At 72.2% G+C, this 14,773-nt stretch carries 13 protein-coding genes; 7 read left to right on the top strand and 6 right to left on the bottom strand.

Translation table 11 applies throughout. The features are described from left to right. Both AC3AQ1_RS13650 and AC3AQ1_RS13655 read right to left on the bottom strand, forming a co-directional pair. Positions 1 to 606 (bottom strand): hypothetical protein, encoded by a 606-nt coding sequence (locus AC3AQ1_RS13650; RefSeq protein ID WP_108719430.1) that lies wholly within the window; start codon positions 604 to 606, stop codon positions 1 to 3. Between the two features lie 1,501 nt (positions 607 to 2,107). Next, on the bottom strand, positions 2,108 to 2,851 hold the full coding sequence (locus tag AC3AQ1_RS13655) for a TIR domain-containing protein (RefSeq protein ID WP_234417974.1): 744 nt from the start codon (positions 2,849 to 2,851) through the stop codon (positions 2,108 to 2,110). A gap of 297 nt (positions 2,852 to 3,148) precedes the next feature. Here AC3AQ1_RS13655 and AC3AQ1_RS13660 point away from each other — a divergent pair, with 297 nt between their 5' ends. Beyond that, the gene (locus AC3AQ1_RS13660) at positions 3,149 to 3,415 is read left to right on the top strand and encodes a hypothetical protein (protein ID WP_139987228.1); all 267 of its coding nucleotides are present in this window, start codon (positions 3,149 to 3,151) and stop codon (positions 3,413 to 3,415) included. Positions 3,416 to 3,828: 413 nt separating this feature from the next. Here AC3AQ1_RS13660 and AC3AQ1_RS13665 read toward each other — a convergent pair whose 3' ends face one another. From AC3AQ1_RS13665 to AC3AQ1_RS13680, 4 genes are all read right to left on the bottom strand, one after another. Continuing rightward, entirely contained in the window at positions 3,829 to 4,125 is a 297-nt protein-coding gene (locus AC3AQ1_RS13665) for a type VII secretion target (protein WP_159096560.1), read from the bottom strand. Positions 4,126 to 4,305: 180 nt separating this feature from the next. Beyond that, positions 4,306 to 5,157, bottom strand: a complete 852-nt coding sequence (locus AC3AQ1_RS13670) for an amino acid ABC transporter permease (RefSeq protein ID WP_108719437.1) — start codon at positions 5,155 to 5,157, stop codon at positions 4,306 to 4,308. Then, entirely contained in the window at positions 5,154 to 5,801 is a 648-nt protein-coding gene (locus AC3AQ1_RS13675; RefSeq protein ID WP_108719438.1) for an amino acid ABC transporter permease, read from the bottom strand. Before AC3AQ1_RS13675 ends, AC3AQ1_RS13670 begins: the two co-directional genes overlap by 4 nt. Before the next feature lie 110 nt (positions 5,802 to 5,911). Continuing rightward, the gene (locus AC3AQ1_RS13680) at positions 5,912 to 6,907 is read right to left on the bottom strand and encodes a transporter substrate-binding domain-containing protein (RefSeq protein WP_108719439.1); all 996 of its coding nucleotides are present in this window, start codon (positions 6,905 to 6,907) and stop codon (positions 5,912 to 5,914) included. Positions 6,908 to 7,279: 372 nt separating this feature from the next. Between AC3AQ1_RS13680 and AC3AQ1_RS13685 the strand changes: the two genes are divergently transcribed. The 6 genes from AC3AQ1_RS13685 (at position 7,280) to AC3AQ1_RS13710 (ending at position 14,725) form a co-directional block, all read left to right on the top strand. Next, positions 7,280 to 8,734, top strand: coding sequence for a multidrug effflux MFS transporter (locus AC3AQ1_RS13685; RefSeq protein WP_108719440.1), 1,455 nt, complete (start codon positions 7,280 to 7,282; stop codon positions 8,732 to 8,734). Positions 8,735 to 8,828: 94 nt separating this feature from the next. Continuing rightward, on the top strand, positions 8,829 to 9,530 hold the full coding sequence (locus AC3AQ1_RS13690) for an NUDIX hydrolase (RefSeq protein ID WP_108719441.1): 702 nt from the start codon (positions 8,829 to 8,831) through the stop codon (positions 9,528 to 9,530). Further along, positions 9,527 to 10,903: a quinolinate synthase NadA gene (gene nadA / locus AC3AQ1_RS13695; RefSeq protein ID WP_108719442.1), complete on the top strand. Its 1,377-nt coding sequence runs from the start codon at positions 9,527 to 9,529 to the stop codon at positions 10,901 to 10,903. The genes AC3AQ1_RS13690 and nadA overlap by 4 nt, the downstream gene beginning before the upstream one ends. Further along, the gene (locus AC3AQ1_RS13700) at positions 10,900 to 12,648 is read left to right on the top strand and encodes an L-aspartate oxidase (protein WP_108719443.1); all 1,749 of its coding nucleotides are present in this window, start codon (positions 10,900 to 10,902) and stop codon (positions 12,646 to 12,648) included. Before nadA ends, AC3AQ1_RS13700 begins: the two co-directional genes overlap by 4 nt. Further along, positions 12,645 to 13,574: a carboxylating nicotinate-nucleotide diphosphorylase gene (gene nadC, locus AC3AQ1_RS13705; protein ID WP_108719444.1), complete on the top strand. Its 930-nt coding sequence runs from the start codon at positions 12,645 to 12,647 to the stop codon at positions 13,572 to 13,574. Before AC3AQ1_RS13700 ends, nadC begins: the two co-directional genes overlap by 4 nt. Continuing rightward, positions 13,574 to 14,725, top strand: a complete 1,152-nt coding sequence (locus AC3AQ1_RS13710) for a cysteine desulfurase family protein (RefSeq protein WP_108719445.1) — start codon at positions 13,574 to 13,576, stop codon at positions 14,723 to 14,725. The genes nadC and AC3AQ1_RS13710 overlap by 1 nt, the downstream gene beginning before the upstream one ends. Positions 14,726 to 14,773 lie beyond the last annotated feature (48 nt).

The raw sequence follows: 14,773 nt of genomic DNA on the forward strand, positions 1-14,773 counted from the left end.
TCACCGCCCGTACCCGGACTCCGAGACGCAGTCGACCCCAGACCTCGACTCAAGGTCCGCGGCTGCCCCGAGAACCTCGGGCATGGTCGCGTCGTCCCGCACCTCCCCTCCGTTCTCGGCAAGGCAGGTAATCACGACGTCGCGATAGGGACCAAACGCGGCCTCCTGCTGCTCGATCGAGGCGGGGGAGAGCTGGTAAGCCTGCTCCACGAAGAGACTGTGCTGAGCGAGGCAGGCATCGGCAATCGCGAGCGTTTGATCGTCGCTTCGTCCCGCCGAGCTCGTCGCGAACGAGTAGGAGATCTCCGGGAACCCTCGAGCGCTGGTGACCGAGTCGTCGAACACCTCGATGCCAGCGTCCCGCATGCACGTCAGTGACCGGTCCACCGCCTCCTGATACTCCTCGAACTCGACCGCGCCGGACTCGAGAATGCTCAGCTGCTCGTCACTCGCCCCTTGCTCACGAGCCGCAGCCAGGATACGTGCATCGATCGTCGGAACGGGCTGCGGCGCTTCTCCGGGTGAGCACCCCGCAGCAGACCCTACGACGAACAGTGCCGTGCCCGCCGCGCCGAGCGCGCGTATGAATCGAGACCCCAGCCTCACGTCAGTACTGATACTGGTAAGCGAAGATGCGCGAGCGCGAGACTGACGCCAGGGTGTCCCCGAAACTCCATGCGGTGATCCGGTCCGCGCCGGCCTCGTTCCACTTGGCGCGAATTCCGACGTAGTACCCACAGCCATTTGAGTTGATGAACGCTCGGTCCGAGGTGTGGCCGTGGTTGATTCCTCCGCAGCTCAACTGCACCCACGTGCTGGAGTCGCTACGCCATGCGCTCGTATAGGCAGACGCAGGGGCAACCGCGAGTGCGGCTGAGAGGACGACTAGCGAGAGAACTGCTGCGATGCGTGCTTTCAAGACTCTCTCCTCTGTTGCTCTCGAATGGCTTTGAATGCCCTGCTCCGCGCTGCCAGGGCGGGTCGTGGGGGCGTGGTTGAAGGCGTCACGCTCGCAGGCTGTGCGTCGTCGTTCGCGAGCACCGTCCCCTGTAGGCCCCCTCTCTCCTGCGTGCCGAGCGTACTCAGTCGCCTCGGTCATGCCTACAATACTTTTGGATAGTTCGCTCCCACTCCGGGGGCGCACCACCTGCCGGAGCGCTGCGGCAGCAAGGTGATCTGGCACGGCGAGCGTCGGGCGAGCGGAGTGCGTGTCTTGCGCCAGGTGTGTCGAAGACGGACTCACAGTAGGACTGAGTCGGTGACGTCAATCCCAATCCGTGTTCGGAAGCCCGGCGGTCAGGCGTCCTGCCACCTAGGGCAATGCGCGGGCGCTATCGGTTCGCGGCGGCAACCAGCAGCCGTTGGGGTCCTGGGCGACACACTCGTAAGGACCGAGGGGTTTCTTCGGCGTATGCAGGTCGCCTCACGACTGACCTGGCTCCGAAACCGTGGCCGCGGTGAGACTCGAGGCGCGTGACGCCGTCGGGCGGCTCAACGCCGACATCACCCAGGCTCGCGGGGCGGTCGACCCTCAGCAGGTGCGCGCCGCCCGGGAGGAGGGCCGCGACGTCGCATGGGCTGCGCTCCAGCGTGACTGGCTGGCCTGGGTCGCCCACCTCGACGAGGCCGACGTCGACCACGCCAGGGACCAGTGGCGACACCGCGCCAGGCGTGTGCTGCGGGACCTGGGCGAGCACCTCGTGCTCGACCACATTGACACCCCTCGCCTCGTCCGCGGCCGCGTCGACGGCGGGCGCCAGGTCGCGATCCACGATGCCGACCTGCACTACCGACAGGCGCTCGGCCGCATCTTCTCCGACTCCTACGCGGTGCAGCGTCGGGGGAACGCGGGGTACGCCGAGCGCCGCAGAGGCTATTCTCAGCGCACCGGCTTTCGGAGACAACCTTTGAGGGTAGGCGCGATGCCTGCCTCGTGGAACAGAGCCCAGGAGGTTCCAGGACCACCTCGAACGGTCGTCGCACGCAAGTCGGACCAGGCGCGGCATCCCGTAGGGGCTCCCAACGGGCGTAGTTGGGTTGGAGCGTCGTTCTCCCGCGGGGACTCCCGTCAAGGGCCCGCGGGAGAACCCGACCCGGTCCCAGCGACCTAGACGGGCTGGCGTACGCGATCGTTCACACGAAGGCCATTCGCGCGTAGCTGGCGAGCAAAGTTGCGCAGCGTCGACCGCGTCACCGACGGGTCCGCTGATAGTTGCATCGAGAACCGCCGACCCCTCGGACTAATCACGCGAATCGTTGTGGTGGAGTTGGGGCGGAGACGCCGCCACCCCTGAGCGGCGACCGCGGTCCAGAGCAGATCGAGCTCGTACTCAAGTAGTCGCACGTGATCGCCTGCTTGAGGGGCCGACGCGGGTGAGGTAGCCGGCCGCGATCCACGCCGACCGAAGATCTGCTTCGCTTCCAACGCCGCCGGGCCGAGAGCCGCACGCAGGTTCCGGTCTGAGCGATCTGGAGGGTACGAGGGAAGGCGTGTGATTCCGGCCAGGTCGGAAGGCCACGCCATCCGGGGCGTAGTCGGAGCCAGCATGAGTACGCGATTCAGTCCGAGCACACCCATGAATAGGCCCAACTCGAGCAGCACGTTGTCCCGCATCGCGGGGAATGCCTCACCGCGACGCTCGACCACGTCGTCCGGTGTCATGACCAACACCGCAAAGTCGGACTCCTCGGCCGCACGCTGGAGCGCATCCATCGTGTATTCCCCGGCCCCGAAGACGCCCTGATGCCAGATCGTCGGCTCCGAGTCATCCGCGATGAGCGCCTGGAACGCCTCTGCGACCGATCGCCCCTCCGACGAGGAGCCAATGAACACACGTGGAGCCACCACCACCGCCAACCCACCATCTTCCTCGAGACCACAACCTCACCTACATCAACCGTATTGCGAGTGAATCCGGGCCGGCGACGTCGCGCCAGCCGCACCCTTCCGGCACTACCAGAGCTGACTCTGGGCGCGATCCAGAGTGCTGAGCCCTTGCTGCGCAACTCCGGCCACGTTGGCGCCGGCGCGAGCGGCGCTGCGGAGTTGAACCGCTCGCGTGAGTGAGCCTCGTGAGTCTCGGAGTGGGCTCCCGGGATTGTGACGTCGCCAGGCCCATTCGGCGCGGTTGAGCGCGTTGGTTGATGGGTGGAGATGTTCGGGGTTCTGACAGAGGGGTTCGTCACACGCGTGCGCGACGACGGGCGGGAAGTCGTCGGCGCCGTGTGCGAGCGCGTAACCGAAGCGGTGGGCGATGACGACGAAAGCGTCGTGTACCCAGAAGCGGCCGTGGCCATGGCCAGAGATCGCGCCCGTCCACAGCCAGCACGCCTGGTGGTCACCGCGCACGACCTTCGCGAGGTACCGCTCGGTGACCCCAGTGTCGTCGAGCACCCACCGGAGACGGTCAGCTGACGCGAGCGGGCTCACTGCTACGCACCTCCGCGCCAGCGATCGGTTGCTCGGAAGGGACTGCCGGAGCGAGTGCGCGCAGCCGCTTGACTTCGCCCGCGTCGATGGCCAGCAGCGTCTGGGCCTCGCGGGCAGTGAGCCCGCCGGCGGTCGTGAGTGCGGTGAGCTTCGCTGCCATCTGGGTGTCGAGGTCGGCCAGCGTCGCGAGGAGCTTGGTGCGCTCGTCGACGAGATCGAGGAAGTCGCCGGCGTAGGTGTCGATGAGTTCGTCGCGCTTGATCTGCTCGGCTTGAAGGGCGAGACACCGTCCAGGTCCTCGGCCGCGGTGCTGAGAGTCTGCGCGTCACGGCTGACAACCTCGACGTCACCGGGGACGAGGTCGCGCCCGCTGGTCGCGGTCGCGAGGCTCACCACGGTCACGGCACCTCGAACTCGAGGCGCGCAGCAGTGTCGGCGTCGGTGTCCTCGTAGTCCTGGGCGCTGGCGACCAGGGCGGAGCCGGTGTCGTCAGCGGCGGTGCCCACGAGGGAGAGCCCGCCCGTCCACGCCTCGTGGAACGACACGCCCGGGTCGGTGATCGCCCCCAACCCCCACGCCAGCGGAGACAAGCCCTGGATCGCCTCCCCGACCGAGGCGATCTCGTCAGCGATCACGCCCCAGTGCTCAGCGTGCTCGCGCAACGCCGCCGTGTCGACCTCGAACGCTTCCGACATGATGCTCCTCCCGGCGGCTGGCCCTGCGACTCTTCTGCACCCTATGGCCGAGGTCCGACACCGCGGCCACCCCCAGTGGCGAGTCATCAGCTCGACGCTTGGACCACGCGTCGTGCGGCGCTCCGACCAGACTGCGGCCGATGTCCCGAGCGCCCCATCCGCGCTCGAACCGGCGCCGACCTACTGGATCGCGGTGCGCCGCACGCGGGCGAGGATCGAGACGCGCCCCATCCCTCGGGCGCGGTTCATCCGGCGTTCGAGCCGCTGCGCGAAGGCCGAGATCAGCACGTTGACCACCACGTAGACGAGGGTGATCACCAGGTACGTCTGGATGAGGTCGTTCGTGTTGGCGACGAGCACCTTGCCCGACTGCATCAGCTCGGGGTAGCTCACCACGTACCCGAAGGCCGTGTCCTTGACCACCACCACGGACTGGGCGACGAGCGCCGGGATGACCATGCGCAGCGCCTGCGGGAAGACCACGATCCGCATCACGAGGCCTTCCCTGAGCCCGACGGCGAGCCCCGCCTCGGTCTGCCCGCGCGGCACCGCGAGCACGCCCGCCCGGAACACCTCCGCCAGGACGGCAGCGGCGCACAGCCCGATCGGGATCACGAGCTTGGCGTAGATGCTGAGGCGGATGCCGTAGGCGGGCAGCGCGAACATGAACACGTAGATCACGAGCAGCACCGGCACGGCGCGGAAGAGCTCGATGACGGCGGTGGAGGGCAGTCGCAGCCACCGTCGTCGGGACAGCCGGCCGAGCGCGAGGACGAGTCCGAGTGGCAGACCGATCGCTGCCGCTCCGAGGGCCGCCAGCGCGGTGTTGCGCAGCGCGTCGGCGAAGTAGCGCAGGGTCCCGGGCTGGGTGAACGTGCGCCACTTCGACGGCGCGAGCTGGCCCGTGCGGTAGAGCTGCCAGTACACGAGCGCGGCAAGCGCGAACGCCGCCACCACGGAGAGCATCGTGACGATCCGCACGGTGGCGCGACCGCGGGGACCCTGCGTGTCGAACAGGGCGTGCGCGCTCATCGCAGCACCCGCAGGCGCCGTTCGAGCACCGAGCCGAAGCCCGCCGCACCGAGCGAGAGCGCCACGTAGATGGCCGCCGCCACCGCGAACGTCGTCAGCCCGAGCGCTTCGCGATTGTTGATGTAGGCCACCGTCGCCGTCAGCTCGCGCATCCCGACCACCGCGGCGAGGGAGGACGAGAGCAGGATCCCGATGAACAGCGTGACGATCGGGCCGATCACCGTGCGAAGCGCCTGCGGCACGACCAGCTCGCGGCAGATGCCGGCGAACGTGAGGCCGAGCGCTCGTGCCGCCTCGACCTGGCCCGTGCTCACCGCGTTGATGCCCGAGCGCAGCGTCTCGCACGCGAACGCCGCCCCCACGGCCACGATCGAGAGGATGACCGACCAGTAGAACCCGAGGTTGAGACCCGCGTACGGCAGGCCGTAGACGACCAGGATGAGGAGCGTCACGAGCGGGACGTTGCGGAACAGCTCCACGTACAGAGTGCCGGCCACACGCAGCGGCGGGATCGGTGAGATCCGGAACACCGCGAGCACCGTGCCGACCACGAACGCTCCGACGAACCCGATGCCCGTGAGCTGGAGCGTCAGCCACAACCCGGCGAGGAAGTCGTCGGAGTAGTCGCGCAAGAGGACGTCCATGACCCTCCTTTCGGACGAGATCGGCCCGGCGACCGGTGCGGTCGCCGGGCCGATCGTCGCACGCCCCCCGCGACGTCAGGGGGCGCGACTCAGCTCATCTGGGTCTCGGCTCAGCTCAGGCCGGTCTCGCCCGGGGTGGGCGCCGCCGGGACGGTGGTGACGCCGGTGCGGTCACCGATCGTCACGGTCCAGAGGTCCTCCCAGACGCCGGACGCGATGATCTCGTCGAGGAACGTGTTGATGAACTCGACGCCGTCGGAGTCCAGCGGCACACCGATGCCGTAGAGGTCCTCGGGTCCGAACGGCTCGCCGACGATCTTCACGGCGTCGCCCTGCTGGAGGACCGCGTTGAGCAGGAGGGTCTGGTCGATGACGTAGGCGTCCGCGTTCCCGTTGAGCACGGCCTCGATGGCCTGCGCGTGGTCGGGGAGCGCCAGGACCTCGGCCTCCGGCGCCTCCTCGGCGAGCAGCGTCTCGCCGGTGGAGCTGGCCTGCGTGGCGACGGTCTTGCCCGCGAGGTCGGCGACCGACGTGATGTCCGTGTTGTCGCTGCGGACCAGGATGCCCGCCTGGGACGAGTAGTACGGGCCGGCGAACGAGATGCGTTCGGCGCGTGCGGGCGTGATCGAGTACGTCGCGAAGACGGCGTCGACGTCACCGTTCACGAGCACCTGCTCGCGGGTGTCCGACGTGACCTGGGACAGCTCGGTGCTGACCTCGCCCAGGACGTACTGCGAGAGCAGCTGCGACAGGCCGGCGTCGAAGCCGCGCACCTGCTGGGACGTCGGGTCCAGCAGCGAGAAGAGGTTCGAGGTCTCGGTGCCGCCGACGCGCAGCGTCCCGCTCTCGCGCACGGCGCTGGCCCACTCGCTCGCCTCGACGGCGGCGTCGTCGGCGACCGGGCCTTCTGCGATGACGTCGTCGTAGGCGGCGACGTCGAGGTCCGAGCCCGCCTGGGCTGCGCCCGACCCGGAGTCGGTGGTGCCGGAGTCCGTGGCGTCCGATCCGGTGGCGTCGCCGGAGCCGGTGTCCTCGGGGCTGCAGGCGACGAGGCTGAGCCCGATGACGGCGGCAAGGCCGGCGATCGCGAGACGTGTGCTGCGCATGGGTGGTCCTCCCGTGGCTGACGTGGTGGTCTCTGCACGGTAGTCGCGACCCCGGGCGCCAGTCTCGGTGTGCGGCGGGCGTCTCACGTCGTGGCCGATCCCAGGGCGGTCCACCTCACGCGCGCGTGAGGTGGACCATGTCAGGGCGTCCAGAGCTCGAAACGATTCGACAACACCGCCGCGCGGGGTGCACGATGGTCCCGCCGGCGTGGGTGGGGGACCCATCGGGGCCCGCGCCGTCGGCCGCCGTAGACAGCACCCGTACGCCTCGCACCCCGCCGCCCTGCCCGGCCAGCCGTCCGGCTCGCCCGCAGGCCGCACGGGAGCAAGACAAGCCCCAGCCTCCGCCGCGCACGAGACCGAGACGCCACGATGACCCAAGCGCCGCCCAGCCCCTGCCCCGAGCACCTCCGCGCCGACGCCGGCGCCGTCGAACGCGACGAGCCAGCCCCCGAGATCGTCGAGGGTCCCGCCGTCGACGCCGTGCTGCCCGAGGTCACGGCCGTCCCCGTCCGCCAGGACCCCGACCCCGCCGCGACGGGCGCGTCCGACCGCGCCCGCCGGTTCGGCCGCCGAGGCGACGGTGCGCGCCCGGGTCGCCCCGCCGCGCCGTCGGGCCCGCGCCCCCGCGCCGCGCTCGTGGCACTGCTCGGCTCGATGTCCGCGATCTTCGCGGTCACCGTCGACATGTACCTGCCCTCGCTGCCCCAGGTGGCGTCGGAGATGCAGGTCAACGAGGCGACGGCGCAGCTGACCATCTCGTTCATGATGATCGGCGCGGCGTTCGGCCAGCTCGTCGTGGGCCCGTGGTCGGACCGCGTGGGGCGGCGCAAGCCGGTCGTCATCGGGGCGTCGCTGCACGTCGTGGCCTGCCTGCTCGTCCTGCTCGGCTCCGGGATCGGGGTGTTCCTCGGCCTGCGCCTGCTCCAGGGCGTCGCGGCCGCGTCGCTCGGCGTGTGCGCGCAGGCGTTCATCCGCGACCGCTACACCGGCGCCGTCGCGGCTGCGACGATCTCGCGGATGATGCTCGTGATCGGCGTGGCGCCGCTGTTCGCACCGACCGTCGGCGGGTTCATCGCCCAGCACTGGGGTTGGCGCGCGGTGTTCGGCGTGCTCGCCGGCTGCGGCGCGCTCGTGCTGCTCGCGTGCTGGCGCTTCCTGCCCGAGTCGCACCCCGTCGAGAAGCGCATGACCGGCGGGATCCCCGCGGCGCTGCGCAACTACCGCGTGCTGCTGGCCGACCGGCGCTTCCTCGCGCTCGCCGTGCTGCCGGGGCTCGTGAGCGGCGCGCTCATGGCGTACGTCTCGGGCTCGCCGTTCGTGCTGCAGGACCAGCTCGGACTGTCCGCGCATCAGTTCTCGCTGTTCTTCGCCGTGGGCGGCGTGCTGCTGGTGGGGATGGCGCAGGTCAACGCCGCGCTCGTGCACCGGTACTCCTCGATCCGGATCATCCGGCTCGTGCTGCCGCTGCAGCTGGGTGTCGCGCTCGTGCTGCTCGGGGTGTCGCTGACCGGCGTCGGGCCGAGCAACGCGCTGCTGTTCCTCGTCCCGCTCGCCGCGGTGCTGTCGTTCCAGAACTTCGTTCCGCCGAACGCCACGACGATCGCCCTGAGCCGGCACGGCGAGCGCGCCGGGTCCGCCGCCGCGGTGCTCGGCTGCCTCGGCGCGCTGCTGCCGGCGCTGATCAGCCCCCTGGTCGGTGTGCTCGGCGGGTCGGCGATCGCGATGGCTGCGGTGATGGTCGCCTCGATCCTCGCGGCCCTGATCGTCGCGGCGCTCGGGACCTCCGCGTACCGGCGCGAGGGCTGGGAGACCGGTCGGGACTGACGCGCCGTCCCACTCCTCGACACACCTGACCCTTCAGGTTGACGTGACCAAAAGGCGGGGTTAATGTCGCACCAACCTCAAGGGAGGGCGCCCCGTGCAGCTCGCGGTCTCGACCGTCATCCTCGCCCTCCGGCCCACCCCGGACGGCAGCGGAACCACGCTGTGGCTGCCGCTCGTCCGCCGCATCCGCGAGCCGTTCCTCGGCGCCTGGGCCCTGCCCGGTGAGCCGCTCGAGGAGCACATGAGCCTCGTCGAGGCGGCCCGGACCCGGCTGCGGCACACCATCGGCCTCGACCCGAACTACCTCGAGCAGCTCTACGCCTTCGGTGGCGTGGACCGTTCGCGGGACGGTTCCTCACCCGACGCCCCGTGCCCCGAGCGCGTCGTGTCGATCGTCTACTGGGCCCTGGTCCGCGCGGACGAGGACGCGCGCATGGTCGCGGGGGAGAACGTCGCCTGGTTCCCCGCCGAGCAGCTGCCGGCGCTCGCGTTCGACCACGCCGCGATCGTCGACTACGCCCTCGCCCGGCTGCGCGCCAAGCTCGAGTACACCCCGATCGCGCACGCCTTCCTGCCCGACGAGTTCACGCTCACCGAGGTGCGCGAGGTGTACGAGGCGGTCCTCGGCCGAGGCCTGGACCCCGCGAACTTCCGCCGTCAGATCTTGGCGAGCGGCGCCGTCGAGCCCACGGGCGAGAAGGTCACGGGGACGAGCCACCGCCCCCCGAGCCTGTACCGCTACCGGCCCGACTCCGTCGCCACCAGCCCTACCCCGCCTCCGAGGAGCGCCGCATGACCTCCATCGCCCAGCTGCTCGACGCCCCGGTCACGCCCGCGTGCGACCCCGGCCTCGCGGCGCCCACCTGGGACTTCGACGCCCTGCCCACCTACGGGCCGGGTGCCTCGGTGGCCGACGTCGTGCCCGCTGCGACCACGAACGCCCGCTCGCGCCCGGGTCAGCTCCCGATCGCCTACCAGCGCATGACCAACGAGGAGCTGCACGCGCGGATCGCCGCCGCGAAGGCGTCCCTCGGGGACCGCGTCGTGATCCTCGGCCACTACTACCAGCGCGACGAGATCGTGGCCTACGCCGACTTCGTCGGTGACTCCTTCCAGCTCGCCAACGCGGCCCTGACCCGGCCCGACGCCGAGGCGATCGTGTTCTGCGGGGTCCACTTCATGGCGGAGACGGCCGACATCCTCGCGCGCGAGGAGCAGACCGTGATCCTGCCGAACCTCGCCGCGGGCTGCTCGATGGCCGACATGGCCGACGAGGACTCCGTCGAGGCGGCCTGGGCCGAGCTCGCCCAGGTCTACGGCTTCGACCCGGACGAGACCGTCGGCCCGGACTGGTTCGAGCGCCACCCGGGCGGCACGCTGCCCGTCGTCCCGGTCACCTACATGAACTCCTCGGCCGCGCTCAAGGCGTTCTGCGGCCGGCACGGCGGGATCGTGTGCACGTCCTCGAACGCGCGCTCCGTGCTGGAGTGGGCGTTCGCCCGCGGCGAGCGCGTCCTCTTCTTCCCCGACCAGCACCTCGGCCGCAACACCGCCAAGGCGATGGGCGTGCCGCTCGAGCAGATGCCGATGTGGAACCCCCGCAAGCCGCTCGGCGGCAACGACGCCGAGGCCCTGCTCGACGCGCGCGTCATCCTGTGGCACGGCTTCTGCTCGGTGCACAAGCGGTTCACGACGGCGCAGATCGCCGCCGCGCGCGAGGCCCACCCGGGCGTGCAGGTTGTGGTGCACCCCGAGTGCCCGATGGCGGTGGTCGACGCCGCCGACGCGGCGGGCTCGACCGAGCTCATCCGCCGGCTCGTCGCCGACGCCGAGCCCGGCTCGACGATCGCGATCGGCACCGAGATCAACATGGTGAACCGGCTCGCCGCGCAGCACCCGGACAAGACGATCTTCTGCCTCGACCCCGTGGTGTGCCCCTGCTCGACGATGTACCGGATCCACCCCGGCTACCTCGCCTGGACGCTCGAGTCGCTCGCCGCCGGCGAGGTCGTCAACGAGATCCAGGTCGACCCCGACGTCGCTCGGCACGCCCGCACGGCTCTCGAGCGCATGCTCGCGGCAGCGCCCAAGCCGCTCACCGGCACCTCCATGTCCAGCACGAGCACCAGCACCAGCAGCACCCGCAGCACCACAGGAGGCCCCCGTTGAGGATCGTCGTCGTCGGATCCGGCCTCGCCGGCCTGCTCACCGCCATCGAGGCGAGCGCAGCCCACGAGGTCGTGCTCGTGACCAAGGGCGCGCTGACCGAGTCCAACACGGTGCACGCCCAGGGCGGCGTCGCCGTCGTAGGCCCGCGACCGGACAGCGTCGTCGCGCACGTCACCGACACCCGCCGCGCGGGTGCGGGCCTGTCCGACCCCGCCGCCGCGATGGCGCTCGCCGCCGACGGCCCCACCGCGATCGACCGGCTCCTCGAGCTCGGCGTCACGTTCGACCGCGACGGCGGCATCCTGTGCCGCGCGCTCGAGGCCGCGCACAGCTACCCGCGCGTGCTGCGCGCCGGTGGCGACGCGACCGGCGCGGAGATCGTCCGCGCGCTCGTGGTCGCCGCGCTCGACCGCGGCATCGAGGTGCGCGAGCACACCACCGCGATCGACGTCGTGCTCGACGGCGGGCGAGCGGTCGGCCTCGACGTCCGGACCGCCTCGGGTGAGGTCGAGCGCGTGGCGGGCGACGCCGTCGTGCTGGCGACCGGAGGCGCCGGCCGGCTGTACCCGACCACGACGAACCCCGTCGTCGCGACGGCCGACGGCGTCGCCATGGCGCTGCGGGCCGGCGCCGAGATCGCGGACGCCGAGATGGTGCAGTTCCACCCCACGGTCCTCGCGGCCGCCGAGCCGTTCCTCGTCTCCGAGGCCGTGCGCGGCGAGGGCGCGGTGCTCGTGGACGACGCCGGACGCCGGTTCATGCTCGACGTGCACCCCGCCGCCGAGCTCGCCCCGCGCGACGTGGTGGCCCGCGCCATCGCCGCCCAGGAGCGCGCGCAGGGCTCGCCGGTGCGGCTGGACGCGAGGCGGCTCGGTGCCGCGACCGTGCGCCGCCGGTTCCCGACGATTGTCGCCGAGTGCGCCGAGCGCGGCTGGGACCTCGCAGGTGAGCCCGTTCCCGTGACGCCCGCCGCGCACTACTGGATGGGCGGCGTGCGCACCGACCTCACGGGCCGCACGAGCGTGCCCGGCCTGTGGGCCGTGGGCGAGGTCGCGTGCACCGGGGTGCACGGCGCCAACCGCCTCGCGTCCAACTCGCTCCTCGAGGCCGCGGTGTTCGCGCGGCGGTGCGTCGCGGCGCTCGACGGCGAGCCCGCCGACACCTCCGACGCGCCGGATCTCGTGGCCGGCGGGGCGGGTGCCGACCGGCCCGTCGTCGGCGCGGGGCGAGCCGGCGCCGACGCGGCCACCGGCCCGCGTGCCGTGGCGTCCGACGGCTGGGCGCCGCCCGCCGTGGTGCCGCTCGGCGACGCCCCGGACGCCGGCCCGTGGACGCGCGCGGACCTGCAGCGCGTGATGTGGGAGCACGCCGGGCTCATCCGCTCGCGCGAGGGCCTCGAGCAGGCGCGCACCGTGCTCGCCTCGTTCGCGACGCCCTCGCTCCTGCCGGACGCCATGCTCGGGCTGGAGACGAGCGACGTCGAGGACGCCAACCTGCTGCTCGCGGCGCGCGTCGTGGTGGCCGCCGCGCTCGCCCGCACCGGGTCGCTCGGGGCGCACCAGCGCAGCGACCGCTCCGGTGACTCGACCGACCCGCCCGACTCGACCGGCGTGCTCGGCTCGACCGGCGTGCTCGAGCCCGCCGAGACCGTCCACCGCGTCCTCGTCGCCGACCCCGCCGGCCTGCCCGCGCGCGGCATCCTCAGCGGCACCGTCGCGGGGTCGCTCGCGCTCGGCCTCGCATGACCGCCGCGTACACGCCCCAGGCGCTGCGCGCCGTCGTCGACCGCGCGCTCGCCGAGGACGCCCCGTTCGGCGACCTCACGTCCGAGGCGTTCGTGCCGGCCACGGCGCGCGCCCGGGCCGTGGTGCGGGCGCGCGAGGCGTGCGTCGTCGCGTGCGGCGACGTCGTCGCAGCCGTGATGTCGGCCTGCTCCGACCTCGCCTCGCCTGCAGGTGCGGTGCGGGTCACGGACGTCGTGCCCGACGGCGAGCGGCTCGCCCCGGGCGACGTCCTCGCCGTCGTCGAGGGTCCGGCGCGGGCGGTGCTGCGCGGCGAGCGCGTCGCGCTCAACCTGCTCGCCCGGGCCGTCGCGGTGGCGACCCGGACCGCGGCGTACGTGGCCGCCGTCGGCGACGCGGTCTCGGCCTCCGGGCGTCCGGTCCGGGTGGTGGACACCCGCAAGACGACGCCCGGGCTGCGCGCGCTCGAGAAGCACGCGGTGACCTGCGGCGGCGGGTTCAACCACCGGTACTCGCTGTCGGACGCCGTGATGGTCAAGGACAACCACCTCGCGGCGCTGCTCGGCGCCGACGGCGAGGTCACCTCGGCCCTGCGCGCGGCCGCCACGCGCCTGCCGCACACCACGCACCTCGAGGTCGAGGTGGACCGCCTCGACCAGATCGAGCCGGTGCTCGCCTCGGGCGTGGTGGGCACGCTCATGCTCGACAACTTCTCCCTCGAGGACCTGCGCGCCGGGGTGGCGCTCGTGGCGGGCCAGGCGCTCGTCGAGGCGTCCGGGGGAGTGACGCTCGAGACGATCGGCGCGATCGCGCGGACCGGCGTGGACCTCGTCTCGGTCGGCGCGCTCACCCACGGCGCCGGATCGGTGGACCTCGGGCTGGACATGGAGCTGGCCACCTCGACCGCCGCGGCGGACCCGCGCCCCTGATGCCCTACCTCGACCGGGCCGCGACGTCCCCCGTACGGCGGGAGGCGCTCGAGGCGGCGTGGCCGTTCCTCACCGCCCGGTTCGGCAACCCCTCGTCGGTGCACGCGCTCGGCCTCGACGCGTCGACGGCGCTCGAGGCCGCTCGCGCCGACGTCGCCGCGGTGCTCAGGGCCCGGCCGGCCGAGGTCGTCTTCACCTCGGGCGGCACGGAGTCGGACAACACGGCCGTCAAGGGCCTCGCCCTGGCCCGCCGCGAGGCGGTGGGCGCGACGCGGGTGGTGACCTCCGCCGTCGAGCATCCTGCGGTGCTCGAGTCGGCGGCGTGGCTGGCGCGGACGGGCTTCGATCTCACGGTGCTGCCCGTCAACGGCGAGGGCGTGGTCGACCTCGACGCGCTCGACGCCGCGCTCGCCGGCGGAGACGTGGCGGTCGTGTCGGTGCAGCTCGCGAACAACGAGGTCGGGACGGTGCAGCCGATCGACGCCGTGGCGGCGCGCTGCCGCGCCGCGGGCGTCCCGCTGCACTGCGACGCCGTCCAGGCGGCGGGCGCCCTCGCGCTCGACGTGGCCGCGCTCGGCGTCGACGCGCTCTCGCTGTCCGGCCACAAGGTGGGCGCGCCCAAGGGCACCGGCGTGCTCTGGCTGCGCCGCGGCGTGCGCCTCGAGCCGCTGCTGCACGGCGGCGGGCAAGAGCGCGGCATGCGCTCGGGCACGCAGGACGTGGCCGGTGCGGTCGCTTTCGCCGTCGCGCTCGGGCTCGCCGACGCCGAGCGCATCGAGGGCAGCGACCTCGCCGCGCGCCGGGATGCCTTCGTCGCGCAGGTGCTCGACGGCGTGCGTCCCCTCCTGCCGTCGGCTCGCCTCACCGGGGACCCGGTCCGCCGCCTGCCGGGGCATGCGTCGTTCGTGCTCGGCGGGGTGTCGGGGGAGTCGGTGCTGCTCGAGCTCGAGCAGCGCGGCGTGCTCGTGTCCTCCGGGTCGGCGTGCCATGCGGGGTCGGACGAGCCGTCGCACGTGCTCACCGCGATGGGCCTCGATCGCGAGCTCGCCCAGACGGCGCTGCGCTTCACGTTCGGTCACGAGGCGAGCGCCGAGGACCTGTCGCTCGCCGCGCGCGCGGTGGTCGAGGCGGTGGCGGCGCTCGTGCGCTGAGGGGCCTCGTCCGGAGAGGTCGGATGACTGGGTGCTCGGTGCCCGGCC

The sequence above is a fragment of the Miniimonas sp. S16 genome (assembly GCF_057748195.1).